Genomic DNA, 20,656 nt, shown 5'->3' on the forward strand with positions numbered 1-20,656 from the left:
TTGTGTTGCTGGCGGCTATTGCTGGGCGTATTCTTCCGCGGCGATGATGAGTTCGTCGCTGGGTCGAACCCCGGTGTAGAGGGCAAATTGTTCTGCCGCCTGCAGCGCGATCACCTCGCCACCGGTCATTGTAGCCACCCCGAGCCGCTCGGCGGCCTGAATCAGGGGTGTGCGCACGGGGTAGGCTACCACATCAAACACGCAGGTTGCGTTGCGGATCTGTGCATCCGAAAACGCTTGTGCATGTTCGTCCGGCCCGGTCATGCCCAGTGGGGTGACGTTGACCAGCATAGTTGCTTCCTCAGGTACGTCGTCGCTGTGGCGCCACCCGTGCCGCCGCGCCAGCTCGGGCCCAGTGACGTGATTGCGCGCAACGATGGTGCCGGACATGCCGTAATCTGCCAGCGCCGCCACCACTGCGGACGCCATGCCGCCGGAACCGCGCACCGCTACATGCAGCTGCTTATCCACGCCGTGTTTGTCCAGCAAGGCAGCCACCGCAAGGTAGTCCGTGTTGTAGCCTTTCAAAAACCCATCCGTATTCACAATCGTGTTGACGGAGTGCAGCCGCTCAGCCGACGGATGCAACTCGTCAATTAGCGGGATCACCTGTGCCTTGTACGGCATGGACACGCCCGCACCCCGAATGCCTAGCCCCCGGATGCCCGCCACCGCCTGATCAATGGAGGTGGGCGCCACCGCGTAGTAGAGAAAATTCAGTCCGAGTTTCGCGTACAGCCAGTTATGAAAGCGCACCCCGTGGTTCGACGGCCGCGCCGCCAACGAAATGCACAGGGTGGTCTCACGGTTCACAATGTTGACCATGCGCCCCAGCTTAGATGAGTTCGTGCCGCCACCAAGGCAATTGCGCGGGCGCTATCCCCGCACGTGTTTGCGGATCGCCTCGAACGCCTTGGCCCACGCGTCCTGCACCAGCGGGGCGTCCAATCGTTCGGTAAGCGCCCCATGGTACGCCCCCGGCAGGATCATCGAGGACACTTCCACCCCGTGTTCTTTGAGACGGCGCGCATAGGTCAACGCCTCCTCATACAACAGGTCTAAATCGCCCACGGCTACAAAAGTCGGTGGCAGCCCGCCGAGGTCAAGCCGACGGTTCGCGGCCGCGTACTCCGGGGCGTCGTCATGCGGGGTGAGGTAGGAAAGGTAGCAATTCCAGGCGAGGGTGTTGGCGGTATGCCCCCAAACAAACTCCCCGCGCCCGGGATTGCGGGTCACCCGCGTCCTGTCATCAAGCATTGGTTCGATAAGGAGCTGGAATGCGGGTGGGGTGCCGGCATCGGTGAGCCATTGCGTCAAGCACGCCGCCAACCCGCCACCGGCGCCGGCGCCGCCCACGACAATGCGTCCCGCGTCGAAGGTGTCGCACATCCAAGCGTAAGCCGCGCGGGCGTCGTGCAGCGGGGCGGGGAAGGGGGCGGTACCGGCCAGCCGATACTCTACGCTGATCACCGTGCAGCCTAGGGTCCGGGCGATGAGCGCACACACGCCATCCTCTGCCTCCGGAGTGCCCCCCACAAAACCGCCATTATGCAGCCACAATACGCTGAAGTTGGCGGTCCGGTGCCCAGCTCGGTATTCCCGCACCGCAACGTCCGGGCCGCCCTGATAGCCGGGGATGTTGCGGCTGCTTACGCGGATGCCGGTGACGTCCCCGCGGCTGGTGCGCGGTTCAATGTGTTCGGCGGCGTAGAACGGGAAGCTGCGCTGCCATACGCTGGGTGCGCGCCACAATGGGTGCACCAGCAGCCTGGGGTGCCGGAGCTCGGGGGCGATTTTCCGTGTGCGATACCATTGCCACCCCAGGTGGGCGGCGCTGCCAGCGCCAAGCAGACCGCATAAGGATGCGAGGAAACACGTGGTGGGTTTCAACAGCGGTACCTCCCGTGGCATGGCTTACGCTTCTCCACAGCTGATTGTAGAAAACACCCAGCGTGCGCGTCGACGTTTTGCTGTAATCCACTACAGTGGTCCCAGCGCGCTGATTGTTGAAAGGTAGATATGCATTCCGTGTTTGCGCAAGTGCTGGCGGAGTACCCGCGGTTTCGCACGGCCGTCACCCCCGAACCCGGGGCCGTTGCGGTGACGGTTTCGGAGCTCGCCACGCCAGAGCGCCTCGCCGCCGCCATCGCTGCGTGTGAACGTTTGTTTGCTCTAGGTGATGCGCGTTGGGCGGGGCAGTTGTGGTGGTTTTCCTTCAATAACTCCATGGTTGCGCCTGCGGTGACTGCGATGGTGGATTGCTACCGGGTGCCCAGCCTCGACCTTTCCGCCGGGGCGCTGCACGTCCAGCCGGGGGACTATTGGTACAGCTTTTCCACCGATATCGTTGCAGCTGACGGGGCCTGGCGCGAAGCCGGCGCTGAGTACGCCGCCAGCATTACCCCGCTGATCGACGCCTTGACTACCGCAGCCGGGGTGAAACCCGCGCCGCTGTGGGCGGTTGCGGCCGACGCGTTGGTGGGGGCCGCCGTGGCGGCGGGCAATGAAGCGTTCGATCCGTATCGCGGCGTGCATATTGCGTGCGAGCTTTCCGAGGGCTTCGCAGCGGGGGCTTCCGCCGCAGCGAGTTCGGGGGCGAAGGCGCCCACCATTCCGAAGCCCCGGTTTGAGGACGTCCGCGATGGCGTGATGGTGCCAACGGATGTGGCGGCGGCGCGGGCAGGCGAAGAGCCGGACGGTGAGGTGCACACGGTCGCGCGGCGGGCGTCGTGCTGCATGATTTACCGGTCGCCGGTCGCGGAGATGTGTGTGTCCTGCCCAAAACAAGATCCGGCTGAGCGGCGTGCCGGTACCATTGCGTACGTGCAATAGTTTTCTCATGAGTTTTCTCATTGCGGGCTAGGCTGGAGCTAAGTCGCCGCATGGTAGGTCGTGTTGCGCAGGCCACGGCGTGTGTGTACGCGCGGTGGCATCAACCAGTGTGAAAGGTATCAGGGCATGAGCTTTTTCGAGGATATTGCTTCGGCGTTGGACGCTGACGGCATTGAGTCCCGCGTCAAGGGCGACACCATGTTCGTTCCCATTACCCGGGACGTGGAAATCCAGTTCGTGGAAATCGACCCCGACCTGCCCGCGGCGAACGTGTATATCGCCGCTGCCGATGTGGACGAGGACGACGAAGACTTCGAAGCTGTGCTCGTGTCGGTGGCCTTTTCCGTGGCGGATGCGGTGTCTGCGGTGGCTCGGCACGTGGCCACCGACCAAGTGGTCACCGTGCTGCGGGACCTGCTTGACGGCACCGACGAACGCATCGCCGACCTCGCCTTTGTGCAGGATTGGGAAGATCCCAGCCTCGTGGTGGCGGAGGTGGGCCAGCATTCCGAGATTCAGGTGTTGGTGGAGGCCGACGGGGATACTCCCGTGGCGGTGGTGACCTTCGCGGCATCCGGCGAAGCCTATGAAGACTTGGTTGACCAGGCGATTTCGGAGGTTTGGGAGAGCGGCGAAGACGAGGACTTGACCGACGAGGAACGCAATTTGTTGATCGCGGCTGCGGTGCGGGACGCGGAGTTGGCCTCCGAGGAGGTCCTCGAGTTGGGCTCGTTCACGGACTTCGACCGGCTTTTCGACGTCCTGGCGCTTGCCGCGGAGCAGGCCGAGGACTGGGAGGCGCAACTCGTTCCCGTCGCGGACAGTGGCGAGTATGACGATGATGACTTCGACGACGACTACCCCGAACTCGAGGAAGTGTTCGATGAGGTGTATGACGATGAGGATGAAGACCTCGACGTCGTCGAAGACGAAGATGAATAAGGCGAACGTATTGGGTGGAACCGGCCGTCTAAAATCACTTCGAACGTAGGCGTGAATGCGTCGTCGCGTTCGTGGAGGGTGTCGGCGAGCATATCCGGCAGTAATGCGCGCACCCAGGCCTTCGCGGTGGCGGGTGTGCACGCCGGTCCAGCCACCCGCAGCGTGAGCACAAACGTGGGCGGGTGGAGGAGCGTGCCTTGCGGATCCCACGCGCGGGCTTGTGCACGTAGCTTTGGGCTCACCCGATGGCGGCTGATTTCCATGCGGAGCGGGGCGGTGTCGTCGCCGAGGCGCACGGACGGTGGGTCGGTGTGCGGTTGCCGGGTGTGCAGCGAACGCGGATTCGCAATCATGGCGGCAGCCTCCCGCAGCGCCTGCGGATGTTGATTGCGGATACGGTCGACGTCGGTGTTCGGTTCGTGGCGGAGGATGTGGCGGGGTGTGATCATGCTTCGAACCTTACGGGCCCGAACTGACGACGCCGCCGCCGTGTTCGAAACATTGTTCGAACAAGTTTGGGCGTGCATGAGGTGCCCAGTGTCGGGCCCGATGCGGCACATTCGGTAGCCTCAAAGTTGTGTTACCCCGCGCCCCACGAACACCAATTCCTCAAGAGATTCGCGTGTTGGTTGCGGCGGCGTTTATCATCGCCCTCGGCTTTGGCCTTGTGTCGCCGATCATCCCGCAATTCGCCCAGAGTTTTGACGTCACGGTAAGTGCGGCCAGTGCCGTAATCTCCGTGTTTGCCGCGACCCGCCTCTTGTTTGCCCCACTATCCGGTCGGCTTATCGACGCCCTCGGCTCCCGCCTGGTGTACCTCACCGGGCTGATCGCCGTGGCCATCGGAACCGGGGCGATCGCGGCCGCCCAAGAGTACTGGCATATTGTCGCATTGCGTGCAATTAGCGGCGTAGGCTCCACAATGTTCACCGTGTCCGCCATGAGTCTTATTGTGCGCATCGCGCCACCCAATATTCGCGGGAGGGCGTCCTCAACATACGCCAGCGCTTTTCTTGTAGGCAGTGTCATCGGGCCGGTACTTGGTGCGGCACTTTCCGGATTAGGCATGCGAACACCGTTTCTTATCTACGCGGCCATGTTGCTCTTGGCCACGGCTGTGGTGGCGCTTCGCCTCAACCCGGAGGCTATCAGAGACGTGGAGGCTGGCAACGGGCAGCCGCCGATGCGACGTCGAGAAGCGTTGCGCGACCGCACCTATTGCGCGGCCCTGATGAGCGGCTTTGCGTTCGGGTGGTCAAATTTCGGTGTGCGCATAGCGATCCTGCCGTTGTTTGCCGCCCACATATTCCACTACGGCGGGGCGGTGGCCGGAATAGCGCTTGCTGCCTACGCCGTTGGCAACGCAATTACCCTCCAATTCTCCGGTACGTGGGCGGATAATATTGGGCGGCGGCCGTGCATTATTTGGGGATTAATCATCAATACGCTGTTCACCGCTTGCATCGGATTCGGCGAAAATGTCACCGCGCTGATCATCGTCTCCGTTGTCGCAGGCGTCGGCGCGGGCCTTGTCAACCCCGCGCAACAGGCCACCCTGGCGGACATTATCGGCAACGAACGTGCCGGCGGAAAAGTCCTCGCCGCTTACCAAATGGCACAAGATTTCGGTGCGATCGTCGGCCCGCTGGTGGTGGGTATGTTGGTTGACGTCTATGGCTACCGCATTGCTTTCCTAAGCTGCGGCTTAATCGGTCTGATGGCCATCCTCGCCTGGGTAGTGTTTGGCCGCGAAACATCCGAGCGTGCTGCTGCTGGCGGATAGGCAGTGTGCTTTCCCAGGAAACTTGGTAGCGTAAAACACCGAACCTGATGTGACGCGCAGGTATCGGAGGGGTGAGCGAACCCTGCACAATCCGCCAGGTGAGCCACGTAGGTGGTTGCGAGTTCATTGTCCTGTTGTTTTTGAATTTTGGCGAAGTTTGTTGTGGCGAAGCGCAAGCCGCGCTTCGAAGTCCGAGGAGCACACATGAGCACCGATCAGCGAGTCAAGGTTTACTTCAAATCCTTACTCCAGGAACCCGACGCAGCCGGTTTTTTCGTCCCCTCCGAGCATTGCTGGGCGGAACCCCGCAACGCCGACGACGGGGGCGGAACGTACATCATCAGAAACACCGGTTTTGCCATTCCCTTCGCTTTCGAGGACGTGGTCCGCGCGCAACTCAATACCGAAGGGTTGCTGCAAGTCGTCGAAATTGAGCAGCTCACCCCCGGATGGGTGGCTTGGATTGCGGTGCCGCCCGGCAGTGGGGAGGCGCGCAAACGTGCGCTGGTGGATCTTGTCGGTGACGGCCACACTTGCGCGGAAGGCGGCGACGATATGCTCCGCATAGCGTGGGGCGAAGAATTCACCCGCAAGGAACTAGAGGAACGGTTCAGGAAATACAAAGACTGGATGACCGGCTACATGCTCTTTACGGTCGAACAACGTGCCGAACTGTTGCAGGAAGCGGTGGATTTCAACCTGGAATTGCGGGAACCAGTACATACCGATTATTGGGCCGCCGACGACCCCGCCTGGCGCGGGCTCGGGGTGGACACCCCGGAATTTCTTGCCCGCGTGCAACGTCTCGTCTATGAAGACCCAGCAATACTTGCCACCATTCGAATGAACCGGCAGGCGGATGTGGTTGCCTGGTTGGGGCCGCCTCGCCTCGACGAATTTGGCAATGTCATCCCACTGCCGGAACTCGTGCAGCCCTGGCCGGGCCTGCGTTAGGGGCGGGTGTCTCTAGGGTGCCGAACGCGTGTTGCCACGGCGCGGCACCCCTCACAACCCACATTTCGGTGTTGTTGCACTCCCGAAACTACCCCATTGTGGTGGCAAAAGCCCTGAGTGGCGTGCTTCCCTTGGGGTAAATAGTGTTCACTGTCGCGGGAATTCTCGTCCTACAAGGGGTGCTTCGCATATGGTATTCGGCAAGACAAAAAGTGTTGCCGATCACATTGCAAGGGAGCGTGTTATGACCCGCACTATTCATCATTTCGTCCACGGCCAGTCACATCAAGGGTGCAGTGGTACCACCGCGGAGGTAATGAACCCTTCAACCGGTGCAGTCCAGGCGCTCGTCGATCTCGCCACCGCCGAGGAGGTCAACGAGGTCATTGCGGACGCCGCGCAGGCGCAACCTGGCTGGGCGGCCACCAGCCCCCAGAAGCGCATCCGCGTGCTCATGAAATGGATCCAGCTCATCAACGAACACCTGGACGAAATCGCCCGTACCTTGTCCCTCGAACACGGTAAAACCTTCGAGGACGCGAAGGGCGACGTCATCCGCGGGCTCGACGTTTTGGAGTTCGCCCTCGGTGCCCCGCACGCGCTGAAGGGGGAGTACTCGGATTCGGTAGCCACCGGCGTGGACGTCTTTTCGATGCGCCAGCCGTTGGGTGTGGTCGCGGGAATCACGCCGTTTAACTTCCCGGCGATGATCCCGCTGTGGAAGGCTGGCCCCGCCCTGGCCGCCGGTAATGCGTTCATTTTGAAGCCCTCCGAGCGGGATCCCTCGGTGCCGGTCCGGTTGGCGGAGTTGTTTATGCAGGCGGGCGGCCCGGCGGGCGTGTTCAATGTGGTGCATGGGGACAAGGTCGCCGTGGACGCACTGTTGGATTCTGACGTTGTGCAGGCAATTGGCTTTGTTGGTTCCACGCCGATCGCCCAGTACATTTATCAGCGGTGCGCGGAAACCGGCAAGCGTGCGCAGTGCTTCGGTGGGGCGAAAAACCACATGCTGATCCTCCCGGATGCGGATTTGGATCAAGCGGCGGACGCGCTGCTCGGTGCGGCCTACGGTTCGGCCGGCGAGCGCTGCATGGCCATTTCGGTGGCGGTGCCGGTGGGGCAGGCCACCGCCGACAAGCTGCGCGAAAAGATGATCGAACGCATCGGCACGTTGAAGGTAGGGCACTCGCTCGACCCGGACGCTGATTATGGCCCACTGGTGGCGCAGTCCGCACTGGAGCGGGTCCGCGACTACATCGGCCAAGGCGTCGCCGCCGGCGCCGAACTGGTTATCGACGGCCGCGAGCACGGCGCAACCGACGAAGGATTCGACGGGGAAGACCTCTCCGGGGGCTATTTCATCGGCCCCACCCTGTTCGATCACGTCACCACGGACATGAGCATCTACACCGACGAGATTTTCGGCCCCGTGCTCACCATTGTGCGGGCGGACACCTTCGAAGAAGCGCTCGCCTTGCCTAACGAACACGAATACGGCAACGGCGTGTCCATCTTTACCAACAATGGCGCGGCCGCACGAGAGTTTGCCAACCGCGTGCAGGTGGGAATGGTGGGCATCAACGTGCCCATCCCAGTGCCGATCGCCTACCACACCTTCGGCGGTTGGAAGGCCTCCGGCTTCGGTGACTTGAACCAGCACGGCCCGGATTCCTTCCGGTTCTACACCAAGACCAAAACTGTGACCAGCCGCTGGCCCGTGGGGAAAACCACCGGCGCCGAGTTCACCATGCCGGTAATCGGATAGGGGAGAAGGAGCATCACGTGACAACCCAACACCAAACCATTGCTTTTATCGGGCTTGGGAACATGGGCGGCCCCATGGCCGCCAACCTCGTGGCCGCGGGCTACACCGTGCAAGGATTCGACGTGGTGGCGGCAGCCCAGGAGGCCGCCCAAGCCGCGGGCGTAGCAGTCAAGCACAGCGTTGCGGAGGCGGCCACAGGCGCGGACATCGTGTTCACCATGCTGCCCAACGGGGCACTCGTGGCCAAGGTGATCGAGGAAGCCCTCGGCGCGCTGACCAGCCCAGCATTGTTTATTGATTCCTCCACAATCGCCGTCGAGGAAGCCCAAGCCAACGCCCGCACCGTGGCGCACCACGGGCACCGCTACATCGACGCCCCCGTGTCCGGCGGGGTGGTTGGTGCGGCAGCCGGAACCCTGGCGTTTATGGTCGGCGGCGCCGCACAGGACGTCGAAAAGGGCGCCAAACTGTTCGAGGTTCTCGGGCGCGCCGTCACCCACTGCGGAGACGTCGGCGCGGGCGCGGCGGCGAAACTGTGCAACAACATGATCCTGGGCATTCAACAAATCGCCATCGCGGAAGGCATGGTGCTCGGCGAACGCCTCGGGCTCACCCCGCAAGCGTTTTACGACGTCGTGTCCAACTCCACCGGCGCGTGCTGGGCGCTCACCGTCAACTGCCCCGTGCCAGGTGTCGTATCCGGATCCCCCGCAGACAACGACTTCAAGCCGGGGTTCGCCACCGACCTCATCGTCAAAGACCTAGGGTTGGCGATGCAAGCTGCGGAGTCCACCGGCACGCAGGTGGGGCTCGGCGAGCAAGCGGCGCGGCGTTACCAAGCACTCTCCGAGGCAGGTTACGGCGCGAAAGACTTCGGCGTGATTATTGAGCAGGTTCGGCAGAACCATCAATAATTGACTGCAAAAGTTCCGAATAGTACGCCACCAATTGTTCGGAAGGGAAGCGCTGAAAATCAACGTCCCCAACCCTTCGCATGAGCGAAACCCCAGTCAGCAACGAAACCGCCGCCTGGGCGCGCAACTCCGGCGAAGGGTACGGGAACGGCGCCTCCTGCCGAATCCGCGTGGAAAGCACCTGCAAAATATCCTGCTTAATACGCTTTCCAATTGCGCTCAACGAACCCTCCGAGCCGTCCGTAATTGAAAGCGTGCGGATCATCGAATACGAAGCTGTCACCGGGGCAGTGAGTGTCTCCCGGATAGACGTTTCCCCCAAAAACTGAAACGGTCCAGAAAACAAGGCGGCTGCAGAAGGCGCGAAATCCAACGTCTGCTCAAACAACTGCTCCTTGTTTATAAAATGCTTGATAATCAGCGGCGGACTCACCCCAGCAGCCTGAGCAATATCCTTCAGCGAAACGCCAGCAAACGTATGCGTGCTGAAAAGGTCACGAGAACACTCAAGAATCCTAGTTTTAGCGTCTTTCTCAGGCTCCATGACCGAAATCCTACTGAAAAACCCCACCCCCAAGGAGTCACCGTGATACTCCCACTCTTGGGCATCATCCTCTCCCTATTCGTCCTCATGGCGCTCGCCTACCGAGGACACTCCGTAGTCATCGTCGCGCCCATCGCGGCCCTGATCGCCACCATCTTCTCCGGTGCGCCCCTGCTCGCCTCATACACGCAGATCTTTATGCCCGCGCTGGGGAAATTCATAGTGAGCTTTTTCCCGCTCTTCCTCACCGGCGCAATCTTTGGCAAACTCATGACCTCCTCCGGGTTGGCTACCGACCTCGCCCAAGGCATCTCCAAACTCTTCGGCCCGAAACGCGCCATGCTGTCCACCGTGTTGGCTACGGCGCTGCTCACCTACGGCGGCGTGAGTGCCTGGGTTGTCGCATTTACCATCGTCCCCATTGCTATCGAACTTTTCCGCGAGGCCGGCATACCCAAACGCCTCATGCCCGCAGCCCTAGGCCTAGGCACCATCACCTTCGCACTCGCCGCACTGCCCGGCAGCCCCCAAGTGCACAACGTCATCCCCACCAAATACTTCGGCACCAACAGCTACGCCGCCCCCGTGCTCGGCCTCATCGGCGCCGCCGCAATGTTCATCCTCGGCATGGCATGGCTGCAGTACCGTATTCGCCGCCTGCACGCCGCCGGTGAAAGCTTCCTCCCCGAAGGACAAACCGACACCCCAGGTGCCACCACCTTCCACAAAGACGGCGTAGACCTCGACGGCACAGTAGAAACGGAAATTCATCATCCCGCTACCGGCGGCAACATCGCAGTACGCGGTGTGCTGGGCCTGCTGCCCATCGCCGTAGTGATCATCATGAACTTCCTGTTCCTCTACGTCTTTTCCAAACAACTCGACTTCAGCTACCTCGCCGAAGAAAAATTCGGCGGCGTCACCCTCGACCAAGTCATCGGCGTATGGTCCGTAGTCGTCGGCCTCACCACCGCCATCCTGGTCATCTTCGCCATGAAATACCGCATGGCCGGCGAACTCTTCACCGACCTCTCCGACGGCGCCAAAAACGCCGTACTCCCCGTATTCACCACCGCCTCCGAAGTGGGCTACGGCGCGGTCGTTGCCTCCCTCGCCGCCTTCGCCGCAGTCCGCGAAGGCATCTTCTCACTCACCGACAACGTCCTCGTCGTATCCACCCTCTCCGCCGGCGTCATCTCCGGCATCACCGGCTCCTCCTCCGGCGGCCTCTCCATCACCCTCCAGGCCTTCGGCGAACAGCTCAAACAAATGGCCGTGGAACAAAACACCAGCCTCCAAGAACTACACCGCATCACCGCCATGGCATCCGTGAGCTTCGACTCCCTCCCGCACAACGGCGCCATCCTCACCATGCTCATCGTCTGCGGCATGACCCACCGCCAATCCTACAAAGACATCGCCGTAGTCACCGTAGCAATCCCACTGCTCGTGGTGCTCACCCTGCTCGCAGGCCTAGCGGTGATGTAGGGGAGGGGTGTGCCTGGTTGTTTGAACGCGGTGTGTAATCCAAAAACCTGGTCAACTACTGTGGAAGGTTGTTAAGCGTAGTCAAAGTTGCCGAGTCACGGAGTTCGTTGTGAAAAAGCGTATCGACGTCGTGGGAGCCGTGCTAGTCCGAGACGGCAACGTTTTAGCAGCTCGACGCGGCAATGGGATGTCTTTAGCGGGATTGTGGGAATTTCCCGGCGGCAAAATTGAGTCGAATGAGCAACCCCGCGATGCCCTGCGCCGCGAACTCGAAGAAGAACTCCTTTGCCTCGCCGACGTTGGTGAACAGATTGAAACGACTGAACACGAATACGACTTTGGCATCGTCATCCTAACAACCTTCTACTGCACCCTGCTCAATGGTGATCCCAAGCTCACCGAGCATGCGGAGATCCGATGGGTTCCCGCACAAGAGTTGGCGTCACTTGAATGGGCGCCCGCCGATATTCCCGCAGTTCATCGTGTAGTTGAGCGTTTTTCGGCGCGATACTGAGTTCGGTTTCCTAGACAAATGCGGGCAGTGAGCGGATGGTGAATACCGGACTATCCAAGTACCTGACGTCGCACTAGGTCGTGGCTTTGGCCGCAGCCGGCGATAGCCGATGCCGCGACTCTTCGCTGGGAACGGCCACCGGTTCAACGATCCGATCATAGATTTCCGCCGCGACCTTGTGAATATCAGCCACATAGCTATCGCGTTGAGTGTGCTGGGATCCAGTGACGCCATCTTTTGCGAGCAATTCTGCGATGGGGGCGTGTGCGTCTTGCGCCCGCGCGGGCATGGAAGCCATTTCTGGAATGTGGCCGAGGAGGTAATTATCGTGCTTGGCCCCCAGACTATCCGCAATCGTGTTTGCGGCAACGCCGAATTTGTCGCGAAATAATTCGTAGGCGCCGACGAGGACTTCGTTGCCGTCCTTTTTCTTCTTTTTGTATTCCTGCGTGGTGTAGCCCAGGTAGGTGAGATTGCGTCCGGATTCGCCGTGCAGTCGCAGGGCGCGGAGTTTCTCCTCGATATTAGTGTTGTATCGCCCCCAACTGTTTTTATTGGCTTCGACCATTTCGCTATATTCAACGGTCCATTCGGTAAACCAGCGGGAGAGGTTGCCAAAGGCGTGGTAGCTGAATAAGTCGGTGGAAGTTGGTGTTACAAAGGCGTCGCAACCAAGTAAAACAGTGCGGTTAAATGGGCCGAGGCTGGGCCCGACGTCGAAAAAGATGACGTCGTAGCTGTCCGCGTCGTCGAGAGCCGTGGCGAGTTGGCCTGCCCAGTGGACACGGCGGAAGTCACCCGTTTTGCGGCTCAGCGCATTGAACCACGCCTCACTCATGACGTCTTCGATTTGGGAAAGCATGGGGTGGCCAGCTAAAACGTCGACTTTGAAGCGTGCGGATCGGATCGGGTGAATGTCCGCATTAATCGTGGGCTCGCCTTCTCGCAGCGGTACGAACAGCGAGTACACGGTCTTGTGAAGCGAGGAGCGCAGTGCTTCTTCAACATTTCCGGTGCTGCCGTAGATTTCTTCACACTGTTTGGTGGTGAGCATCAATTGGGTGGCATTGCATTGTGGGTCACAGTCGACGTACAGCACTCGTTGCCCTCGCTGCGAGAAGTAGTGGGCAACGTTGGTGGAAATCGTGGTTTTGCCCACGCCACCCTTGTTGTTAAAGAAGCTTATGGTCCGGATGCCTGATGCCATTGTCTGGGTTTCCCTTACGCTCACCACAGGATATTTAAGTATTTGCTCAGAGTAAGATTAGACCACCGTTTGTGTAGTGTCATCTTCAACTCAGCGGAAGGGAACTTGGTCGTAGTTCTGGACCGCTCAAACTGGTTGTTCATCCGTGTATTGCCCCGAAGGAAACGAACACCGCCGCCCGCCCCGCATGTTGCGAGGGGAACGGCGGTGTTGGCTGAGGTCGGTGTTAACTTGCAGTTGCCACCGAAGCCAGGAAGCTGTCGAAGATTTCTTTAACCCGTTGTTCCAATTGCTCGTCGTTTAACGTGTCAAAGTCGATGATTTCGGCCCAACGGCCAAAATGCACCATTACGCCACGTAAGTTGTCTTGGCGGGACAGCGGATTGTTGGCGTATTCGGAAAAGCGCGAGATGTGCTCTTTAGCAATTGCCTGCGCAATGCGCGGGTTGCCGCCGAAGGTGGTGCGGTCCAAAATGGCGGAGCATTCGTTATCGCTCAACACCGCATTGATGTCCGAGCCGAAGGTGAAGCTGCGCCACCAGGCGCGGCGGAATACGTTGCGGCGGGATTGCCCAAGCCAAGCGTAGTACTCCGGGTTGCGTTCACGGTTCGGGTAGCGCCATTTCGCGACGTCGGGAAGCAGGACGAGCGTGAAGTAGTTCCATACCAACTCGTCGGCGGCCTGGGTGGGCAGCATGTGCATGTGTTCGTACAGGTAGTTGCCCACCTCGTAGTCGAACACGGTCACGGATTGCTTGTCGCCACCCTTGGGGTAGCCGTGCTTGTGCGCGATTTGCCGCACCCCGTCGCGGAGCTTCAACAAATACTCGTCCTGCACCGGGTTGGAGCAGATTCCATCGAAGTGCGCCAACGGGTGCGCTACGTCATTGTTTTCCTGCAGCCGCGCAATGGACTTGGAAATCGTCTGCCGAGCGAGTTCGATGGCGTGGGCGCGGTCAAGGAGCTTGTAGTAGAAATACGATTCGGCGGGATTGTTCATTTCTTGCTCTTTTGAGAATTGAAGAAGTGCGACTGGATTCGGGCGTGAATTTCGCCTGGGTTTTGCTCGTAGATGTTCTTCGTTTCCTGGAGCGATTGCTCACCGAAGATAGCGGTATGGATGGACACCAACTTGTCCGCGAGGGTACCAAGCTCGGTGATCTCCGGGTCGAGCTCGTCGGGGTCGAAGAGCAAGGTGTGCATGATCAACTGGCTGACTACATCAGAATTCAAAAACGCGCGGAAGTCTTTACTGTCCAACGATTTCGGATCCGCGAGGTAGTCTTCCACCCGCTTGTGCATTGTGTTGAGCTGCAAACGGATCGCGGCGCTGGCGTGGCGGTGCGGATGGCGGTCTACCTCCAACTTCCACATCGCGGAGGTTGGTTCGATGCGCGCCTCCTTAAAGTTGATGGCGCTCAACGGGAATTGTGTTTCCGGGCTTTCCAAGTTGACGGACACGGTGCTTTCCCACAGCCGCGAACCGGGGTATTTCGGTGCCAGCGTCGGCTCATGAGCGTGTGGATTTTCCAAGAGCACCACAGAGACTCGGAAACTGACGGTGCCGCCGATCTCCGTCCCCGGAAGGTTCACCTTGAGGGTTTGTTTGCCATCCACCACTTCTTGAGTTTCGGTGGCGCCGTGGCGGCCAGTTTTTGAAGATTTCCATACGATGGCAGCGCCGACGCGGGAGGCAGGGCTGTCGGTCAGCGGGTCCTCGTCAGGCAGGCCTGTTTCCTTCAACACGCGTGGTAGATCCACGTTAATGGTCAGGGACGCCTCCACCGGGGTTTCGTACGTCCAGGTGCTTTCCGCGCCGTCGTCAGTGTAGGCGACGGGTTCACCATCAACGAGGATTTCGTAATCCACGAGGCGGATCGCCTCAGCCGAGGGTTGCCGGAAACCAAGGCAAATACGGTTAGCCATTAGTTTTCCTCCTGTTCTTCACCGCGCAACACGGGGGCGGGGTTAGCTTCGGTGCTCACATTCAGCATGATCGCCGTGTTTTCTGGTTGCAGCAAGGCAATGTAGCCTTCCCAGCTGTCTTCACTGATGGAAACGACGGGCAGCTCCGGGTTTTCCCCGCCGGCGGCCAGCGTCTCCCAATCCAACGTCGGGTCGTACGGGTCCACCCAGCCCAGCGGAATGGCCAGGCTCACGCCTTCCCCGCGCTTGGAGTACCGCTTTCCATCAACGACGGAAACCGGGTGAATCTGCAGCGTGGCGCCGTGTTGTGCGGCCGCTTTGCTCAACTTTGCCGTCACCTGGAACACCACGACCGTACCGCGACTGGTCACCTCCATCGTCTCAATATTTGTGGAGGTTGTAATACCCGCGCGCGGCGTCTTTTTCACCGCCCGGTTGCGTGCTTGCGGTGCCTTCACCTTCGGCGTGCGGCCGCTGGTGCCGTCCGACAAAATTTTACCCAGGTCTTGCGAAAGCTCCACGATCGCCGGACTGGATACGGATTTGACTACCTTGATTGTGCTCGGCGTGAGCTCTTTAATAAACCCGCGTAGGCGATCGAATGCCACCTTCACCGGGTTGGTGCGGCGCGGCGACGTTTTGCCTTCCTGGAAGAACCGCGGATCGGACAAGTCCACCGTCTTCGGGTTCCACTCGTCATGCGCTGGGGGCTCACTCGCGGCAAACAACCCGTCCAAGCGTGACGACGCCACGAACACGCCGCCGTAACCCGAACCCACCGCCGCCTTCGGGCCAGTCCAATAGTCCACCACCATGCGTGGGCTGCGCATCAGTGCGATGTGGTGATCGTAGGTCTGATCCGCAGTTGTACTTTTCTCCGGGATGCGCGACAACCGGTACAAACACAGCTTGCCCAAATACTCCGCTGGCCGCTTGGAAATGATGTCACGCAATCGGTAACGGGAGGAACCGGTCCATTCATCAGTGATCTCATGGTAGTGCGGCTCAGGATGTTTGACCAGCTCCTTATACGCCCGCACGATGTGCAAGAGGCCGGGATCATCCATTGGGTTCGGAATCACCACATCGTTGCCGCGATCCTTGACCACGAAGCTGATCGGATCCATGTTCTTGTGCTGTACCACCATGTGGGGCCACGCCCACTTGGTGAGCGACTTGGCGATGCTTTCCATGCAAAACTTCGTGAGCGCGTCGTCGTCCATCTCCGCATCGGACGGCGCCTCAAATGCCGGGTCCAGTACGGCTACGGAAGTTCCGGTTTGCCGGTGTTCGCTGAAATACTCGTCCATGCCAAACGCGGCCGCCAACTTGTCTGCGTCTTCACCAACGATCGGCTCGGCGAAATCACCGCCGGTGACACCGTCAGCTTGCAAACCCCACCAGTGCCGGCCCGTGAAGTTCAGCTCATCAATGTGAAACGCCTCGCTGATTGCCATCGCGATGAAACGATTGACGCGCTCACCCTGCTCATTACGGGTACGGGTGTACACCAACACGGTGTTGATCTTGCTGGCGTCAAAAAACACACCCTTACCAAAACCGTAGGTTCCGCCGCCGATTGCCTTATCCGAACTACGGCCGATGTTGCGGATAAACGAAACGAAATCGTCTTTGCAATCCACGTGGGTGGCTGCGGATGTGGGGCCCTGCAATCCGCACGTGCCAGAGTCGGAGACCACAATGAGGGGCAAGTTATCGCGCTTCAGGTATTCCCCGAGGGAATCCTCAACACCAGTGAGGTCATCGCCGAAGAAGTTGCGAAGCTGCTCCACGGCCGCCTCATCGAGGGTTTTAAAATCAATGGCAAATGTCACGCCGTCGGTGTGGTTGCCGGTGTCACGCGCATCCCAGCTATTTTGCAAAGTTTCTCGGGTGAACATTTCCCAGCGATGTAGGTTCGGACGCCCAAGTGCCTTTTTCGTTGATGTGCCGTATGTGCTTCCGGAATCACCGAAAGGTTCCTTGTGGTGAAAGACGTTAAGCATGTTTTCCTAGTCGTTCCTATATCCGGGGATTTCGGAGGGGGAGGAGAGGTCAATGGTGTATTTAATATGTTGGATTCGGTCGGATGGGCCTACCTGAAGTAATCGGGGAAACTCATCCGTCACATCGAATGTATGCTGCTCACAGAATCTGTATCGCTTAGGCTCCTCTCGTCCTTCCTCGATATGCGCGTAGCCAGTTTCAGCCAGCTGGTTTAGAAGTTCTGGCCCCGAAACCTGTGGGTGCTTCAGAATGCGTTCCACAAGTCCACGCAGCGTGACTTCACCAGTCGGCGTTGCTTCGTATTTTCGCACAATAAGCCGAAGTGGGATGTCATGGGTAGGTTCCAGCTGGGAATTCCCGTGAATAGTAATAAAAAGCCCGTTGTTTTGCAGGGTGGCTTTGCATTCTATGCTGACGTCATCAAAGCTGAAATCATGACGAGCGTTATCCGGCCCTGTCCAGCGGAGAAAGGCGATTTCTCCCCGTTCCTGCAATAGTTGTTCCAACACTTCCAGTTCCGCAATCAGGCCGGTTTCTTCTTCTGGGGTTAGCACTTTAGCATTGTTACCTGAAAAAAGATTCCGCCAACGCTTTAAAAGTGCCGATGCCGTAAGTGCTGCTTGCTCAGGTTGTGCCATGGATTTCATCAGGAAATCATCGCAAAAGACTTCGAATACCGAGCGTAGCGCGGGCTCCTTGAGTGTGATAAGTGCGCAGGGTTGGTCGCGATATGTGTCGCGAGTGAGGGCCAAACTAGGGCTCCTCGTATCCGTGCTGAACTTTTGTGCGACTTCTTCGGTCATTGGGATTTGTAGCCCAATTCCACGTTCATCATCAACAAACGCTGAGATACGACCGATGGCGCTCAGCACCCCAGTGGGGAGAATCAACCGGGTAAACGGTGATTTCTCGCCGGAAGCGGCCCGAGTAAAGAGCGCCTGAAACAGTTCCGCAGATGGTAGCGGCCTAGGTTCGGTCACTGGATTCATCCTTCAGCTTCTCGCCATCAACTGATTCCGCGCTATCGAATTCATCGTCCATGGCCTCGTAGGCTGCGCGGGTTTCCGCGTCAGCTTCCAAGGCGGTCACATATTCCACACCGGACCCGGGGTTCGCAGAGGTGGGGAAGAAGATCGCGATGCCGATAATGTCATCGACAGCATTGAGATCCACCCGTGGCGGCTTCGTGCTCGCGTAGCGCGAGGATGGCGTTGGTCGCTTCGCTTGCGCCGGAGCCTTCGAATCTTTGTCGATAACATAAATGGCGAGGTGAGCCGTACTGTTGCCAGCGTGTTTATCGTGCGCCGCGCGGATTACTGCGTCTTTATTCGTTTCGTTTTTCTTTATCTCCGCAATCGCATCGGCGATGATTTGGTGCCTAGTTTCATTGTCAACCGGGAGATCGTTGAGGCGGTGCAGCGGCGCGGCGAGCGCCCTGATTTGCGCGTTTGTGGTGGTGTGATCCTCCAGTTTCGAACGGCGTACTTTGTGTACGTGCAGGCCGGGTCCGATTTCTCGAGTACCTTGCGCTTCGTTGGCCAAACCGAAGAAGGAAATATTCCAACGGCGAAGCGTTTTAGCCTCAGATTCTTCTTGGATGTATTGCTGGACAAGAGTTTTCCGCCGATTTTCAAAGCGAGATCCCTCATCGAACAAGTAGTTGGTGAGGAATTCCATTACAAGATCGGTCGAGGCGTTGCGGAACACGGTGGTACCGTTATCCAACTTTTCGGAGGTGATTCCTTCTTCCTGGAGTGCGGCCACAAAATCCCACGTGGCATCCAGGTTGTTTTGCAACCATTCTTTGTCGCCAGCTTTAAACCGTACCGTCCGCACCTGCTGGCCGGAGTAACTGGCGGTCATTTTCATGGAATCCTGCATCTTTGCACGTGCAGTAATCATCATGGCCGGGTGTTTGCGGATCTTCGCTTGCACTTCGATTGGCGTGTAGCGTTCGCGGGCATAGCAGGCAAGCTCTTGGCGGAGGTCAGCCTCGATCAGTGCGAGGTCGCGGAACCAAAGAGCGAGTTCTGCGGGCATCCAAATGCGGGGGAGATCTTGGTAGCCGTTACGGAAACCGAACCATCGGCCCATCTGTAGCAAGGTATCGAAGGCGCTCGCTTGGCGGACGAAGTATGAAGCAATCAGTCCTTCTAATGTAAGGCCGCGGGAAAGGGTGTTACCGCCAATGGTGATTACTGTTTCCGGGTGCTTGTCGGTGTAGATCAGTCGGTCATCCGATTCCGCATTGTCTATGATGACGCGGATTTTTTCCAGCACTGCGGGGATCAGCGGCCGGATTTGCTCGAAACTAACCTCGGGCAAATCAAACTCGCTGGCGGGAACGGTGGCGGTTTCGGTTTCCCATTGTTCCACCCAGGAGTAAGGAATCGTGTCAGCTTGGATCGTTCGACGTAGCTTGTTGAGCTCTGTGCGTACCAGCATCGCGAGACTGAGATGATGATCAGTCAGCATCGAAGTGTGGATCAGCATGGATGAGTGTTCGCGCTTATCGCCGCGCACCCATCGGGCGGCCGTGGTCATGATAAACCAGCGGATCGCATCCTGTAGGCCGAAATCAATTTCGGGTGTCCAATTTGCGGAATCTTTGCGGGATGAAGGTGGCTTGATCTTTTCCACTTCCGATTCCCCGATGATGCGGATCATATCGTAGCCGTCGCCATGTAGATCCGATTTTTCTTCACCGTCGAGCGGGTCGCGCCCGAATAAGGCTTCCGCACCGAAGTAGCCTTCCGGTTTCGGCAACACGTGAATGAAATTGGAGGGGTAGAGGTCGTCCGTTTTGTTCGGGTTGATCAGGACGTTGGCAAACGGGGTGGCGGTGTAACCAATATAAACGGTCTTCTTGCGGTCCAACAGGTCACTAATCTGCTGGTTAATGGCGGAACGTCGGCCTTTGGCGCGGGGGGAGACATCGATGCTGGCCTGGTCCGCCTCGTCATCGATGACTAAAATCGGACAGGAATCACCCAGCAAGCCTGCGCTATTAATCCATGCATTTAACGCTTGTAAACGCGTGGAGTTTTTCTTCACCACTGCGATAAAGCGAGTTTCCGGGTCTTTTAACCGCTGTGGATTGTCATCTCCCCAGAAATCGTGATCGACCGTGGTAAGCCGGTGCCACTTGCCGTGATCGTGGAGAATCAGCTGTTGTTCCAGGCGAGCCTGGGTTTGTACACGCAAGTTCTCGGTCATCCCGGTGAGCACGATGATCAGGCGGTATCCAACATCGGCAGCTTTAGCGATCACGGACATATAGTTCGTGGTTTTACCGCTTTGCACATAGCCCACCACCAGGCCTTTGAGGTTAAAGAAATCCGAGCCGTTGGCTTGCCGTAGCGATTGGATAATGGCGGTGGAGGTGACATCGATGGAATCCACCGCTTTGCCAATCGCGGTTTCGATCTTGGCGCGCACCGGGGGCCAATAGGTATCTAAGGCAAGGTTTGGCCCGCCATACCACGACTTCGTTTCCGCCGGATCGTAGATTGCGGTGATGTATTCGCTCAGGGTTCCGGAAAGCCCGGAATCGCTCAGCTTGCGGCGAATGATTTTCTCAGCGGCCGAAACTTCGGGTGATTCACCATGCGTGCGGGTGAGCCGCGCGACCGCAGCATCGATGGATAGCCCGCCTCTGATGAAGATTTCTATATCCTCGCAGGCTAAAAGAACTTCCGACTCATCAAGCACGTCGATACCATCCGTCATCCGCGAGCTCCCTTTTTATCCCCAGGACTGCTTTGGGCACGTGGCCCCTTT

18 protein-coding genes are annotated in these 20,656 nt (G+C 58.9%); 8 read left to right on the forward strand and 10 right to left on the reverse strand.

Going from position 1 to position 20,656, the window contains the following annotated elements; translation table 11 throughout:
* Nucleotides 1-15 precede the first annotated feature (15 nt).
* Nucleotides 16-825: a shikimate 5-dehydrogenase gene (locus tag Q4D83_RS04475; protein WP_303173333.1), complete on the reverse strand. Its 810-nt coding sequence runs from the start codon at nucleotides 823-825 to the stop codon at nucleotides 16-18.
* Between the two features lie 51 nt (nucleotides 826-876).
* Nucleotides 877-1,911, reverse strand: coding sequence for an alpha/beta hydrolase fold domain-containing protein (locus Q4D83_RS04480; RefSeq protein ID WP_303173336.1), 1,035 nt, complete (start codon nucleotides 1,909-1,911; stop codon nucleotides 877-879).
* 108 nt (nucleotides 1,912-2,019) lie between these two features.
* Here Q4D83_RS04480 and Q4D83_RS04485 point away from each other — a divergent pair, with 108 nt between their 5' ends.
* Both Q4D83_RS04485 and Q4D83_RS04490 read left to right on the forward strand, forming a co-directional pair.
* The gene (locus Q4D83_RS04485; RefSeq protein WP_303173338.1) at nucleotides 2,020-2,832 is read left to right on the forward strand and encodes a (2Fe-2S)-binding protein; all 813 of its coding nucleotides are present in this window, start codon (nucleotides 2,020-2,022) and stop codon (nucleotides 2,830-2,832) included.
* A 126-nt stretch (nucleotides 2,833-2,958) separates the two neighbouring features.
* Nucleotides 2,959-3,774 (forward strand): hypothetical protein, encoded by an 816-nt coding sequence (locus Q4D83_RS04490; protein WP_303173339.1) that lies wholly within the window; start codon nucleotides 2,959-2,961, stop codon nucleotides 3,772-3,774.
* On the opposite strand, the gene Q4D83_RS04495 is transcribed toward Q4D83_RS04490, so the two are convergent.
* Nucleotides 3,690-4,223 carry a hypothetical protein gene (locus Q4D83_RS04495; RefSeq protein WP_303173340.1) on the reverse strand — a complete coding sequence of 178 codons (534 nt, stop codon included), beginning with the start codon at nucleotides 4,221-4,223 and terminating at the stop codon, nucleotides 3,690-3,692. The genes Q4D83_RS04490 and Q4D83_RS04495 overlap by 85 nt on opposite strands.
* A 128-nt stretch (nucleotides 4,224-4,351) precedes the next feature.
* On the opposite strand from Q4D83_RS04495, the gene Q4D83_RS04500 reads away from it, so the two are divergent.
* The 4 genes from Q4D83_RS04500 (at nucleotide 4,352) to mmsB (ending at nucleotide 9,190) form a co-directional block, all read left to right on the forward strand.
* Nucleotides 4,352-5,557 carry an MFS transporter gene (locus Q4D83_RS04500; protein WP_303173342.1) on the forward strand — a complete coding sequence of 402 codons (1,206 nt, stop codon included), beginning with the start codon at nucleotides 4,352-4,354 and terminating at the stop codon, nucleotides 5,555-5,557.
* Between the two features lie 204 nt (nucleotides 5,558-5,761).
* Nucleotides 5,762-6,511, forward strand: coding sequence for a hypothetical protein (locus tag Q4D83_RS04505; protein WP_303173344.1), 750 nt, complete (start codon nucleotides 5,762-5,764; stop codon nucleotides 6,509-6,511).
* Nucleotides 6,512-6,755: 244 nt separating this feature from the next.
* Nucleotides 6,756-8,276: a CoA-acylating methylmalonate-semialdehyde dehydrogenase gene (locus Q4D83_RS04510; protein ID WP_303173346.1), complete on the forward strand. Its 1,521-nt coding sequence runs from the start codon at nucleotides 6,756-6,758 to the stop codon at nucleotides 8,274-8,276.
* A gap of 17 nt (nucleotides 8,277-8,293) precedes the next feature.
* A complete protein-coding gene (gene mmsB / locus Q4D83_RS04515; RefSeq protein WP_303173348.1) occupies nucleotides 8,294-9,190 on the forward strand; it encodes a 3-hydroxyisobutyrate dehydrogenase in 897 nt (298 codons plus the stop codon).
* Here the strand turns inward: mmsB and Q4D83_RS04520 are convergent.
* Nucleotides 9,159-9,734, reverse strand: a complete 576-nt coding sequence (locus Q4D83_RS04520) for a TetR/AcrR family transcriptional regulator (protein WP_303173349.1) — start codon at nucleotides 9,732-9,734, stop codon at nucleotides 9,159-9,161. The two genes, mmsB and Q4D83_RS04520, sit on opposite strands and share 32 nt — an antisense overlap.
* 42 nt (nucleotides 9,735-9,776) lie before the next feature.
* On the opposite strand from Q4D83_RS04520, the gene Q4D83_RS04525 reads away from it, so the two are divergent.
* Nucleotides 9,777-11,222 carry a GntP family permease gene (locus Q4D83_RS04525; RefSeq protein WP_303173350.1) on the forward strand — a complete coding sequence of 482 codons (1,446 nt, stop codon included), beginning with the start codon at nucleotides 9,777-9,779 and terminating at the stop codon, nucleotides 11,220-11,222.
* Between the two features lie 109 nt (nucleotides 11,223-11,331).
* Nucleotides 11,332-11,736 carry a (deoxy)nucleoside triphosphate pyrophosphohydrolase gene (locus Q4D83_RS04530; RefSeq protein ID WP_303173352.1) on the forward strand — a complete coding sequence of 135 codons (405 nt, stop codon included), beginning with the start codon at nucleotides 11,332-11,334 and terminating at the stop codon, nucleotides 11,734-11,736.
* Nucleotides 11,737-11,809: 73 nt separating this feature from the next.
* Here Q4D83_RS04530 and Q4D83_RS04535 read toward each other — a convergent pair whose 3' ends face one another.
* From Q4D83_RS04535 to Q4D83_RS04560, 6 genes are all read right to left on the reverse strand, one after another.
* Nucleotides 11,810-12,931: a ParA family protein gene (locus Q4D83_RS04535; protein ID WP_368502186.1), complete on the reverse strand. Its 1,122-nt coding sequence runs from the start codon at nucleotides 12,929-12,931 to the stop codon at nucleotides 11,810-11,812.
* Nucleotides 12,932-13,169: 238 nt separating this feature from the next.
* Complete coding sequence (locus Q4D83_RS04540; protein WP_303173355.1) at nucleotides 13,170-13,943, reverse strand: hypothetical protein; 774 nt, start codon at nucleotides 13,941-13,943, stop codon at nucleotides 13,170-13,172.
* The gene (locus Q4D83_RS04545; RefSeq protein ID WP_303173357.1) at nucleotides 13,940-14,869 is read right to left on the reverse strand and encodes a hypothetical protein; all 930 of its coding nucleotides are present in this window, start codon (nucleotides 14,867-14,869) and stop codon (nucleotides 13,940-13,942) included. The genes Q4D83_RS04540 and Q4D83_RS04545 overlap by 4 nt, the downstream gene beginning before the upstream one ends.
* Nucleotides 14,869-16,875 (reverse strand): hypothetical protein, encoded by a 2,007-nt coding sequence (locus Q4D83_RS04550; protein ID WP_303173359.1) that lies wholly within the window; start codon nucleotides 16,873-16,875, stop codon nucleotides 14,869-14,871. The genes Q4D83_RS04545 and Q4D83_RS04550 overlap by 1 nt, the downstream gene beginning before the upstream one ends.
* A gap of 6 nt (nucleotides 16,876-16,881) precedes the next feature.
* Nucleotides 16,882-17,856 carry a PD-(D/E)XK motif protein gene (locus Q4D83_RS04555; protein WP_303173360.1) on the reverse strand — a complete coding sequence of 325 codons (975 nt, stop codon included), beginning with the start codon at nucleotides 17,854-17,856 and terminating at the stop codon, nucleotides 16,882-16,884.
* On the reverse strand, nucleotides 17,843-20,605 hold the full coding sequence (locus Q4D83_RS04560) for a Z1 domain-containing protein (RefSeq protein ID WP_303173362.1): 2,763 nt from the start codon (nucleotides 20,603-20,605) through the stop codon (nucleotides 17,843-17,845). Before Q4D83_RS04560 ends, Q4D83_RS04555 begins: the two co-directional genes overlap by 14 nt.
* Nucleotides 20,606-20,656 lie beyond the last annotated feature (51 nt).

The sequence above is a fragment of the Corynebacterium sp. genome (genome assembly GCF_030532715.1).
GTDB lineage: Bacteria > Actinomycetota > Actinomycetes > Mycobacteriales > Mycobacteriaceae > Corynebacterium.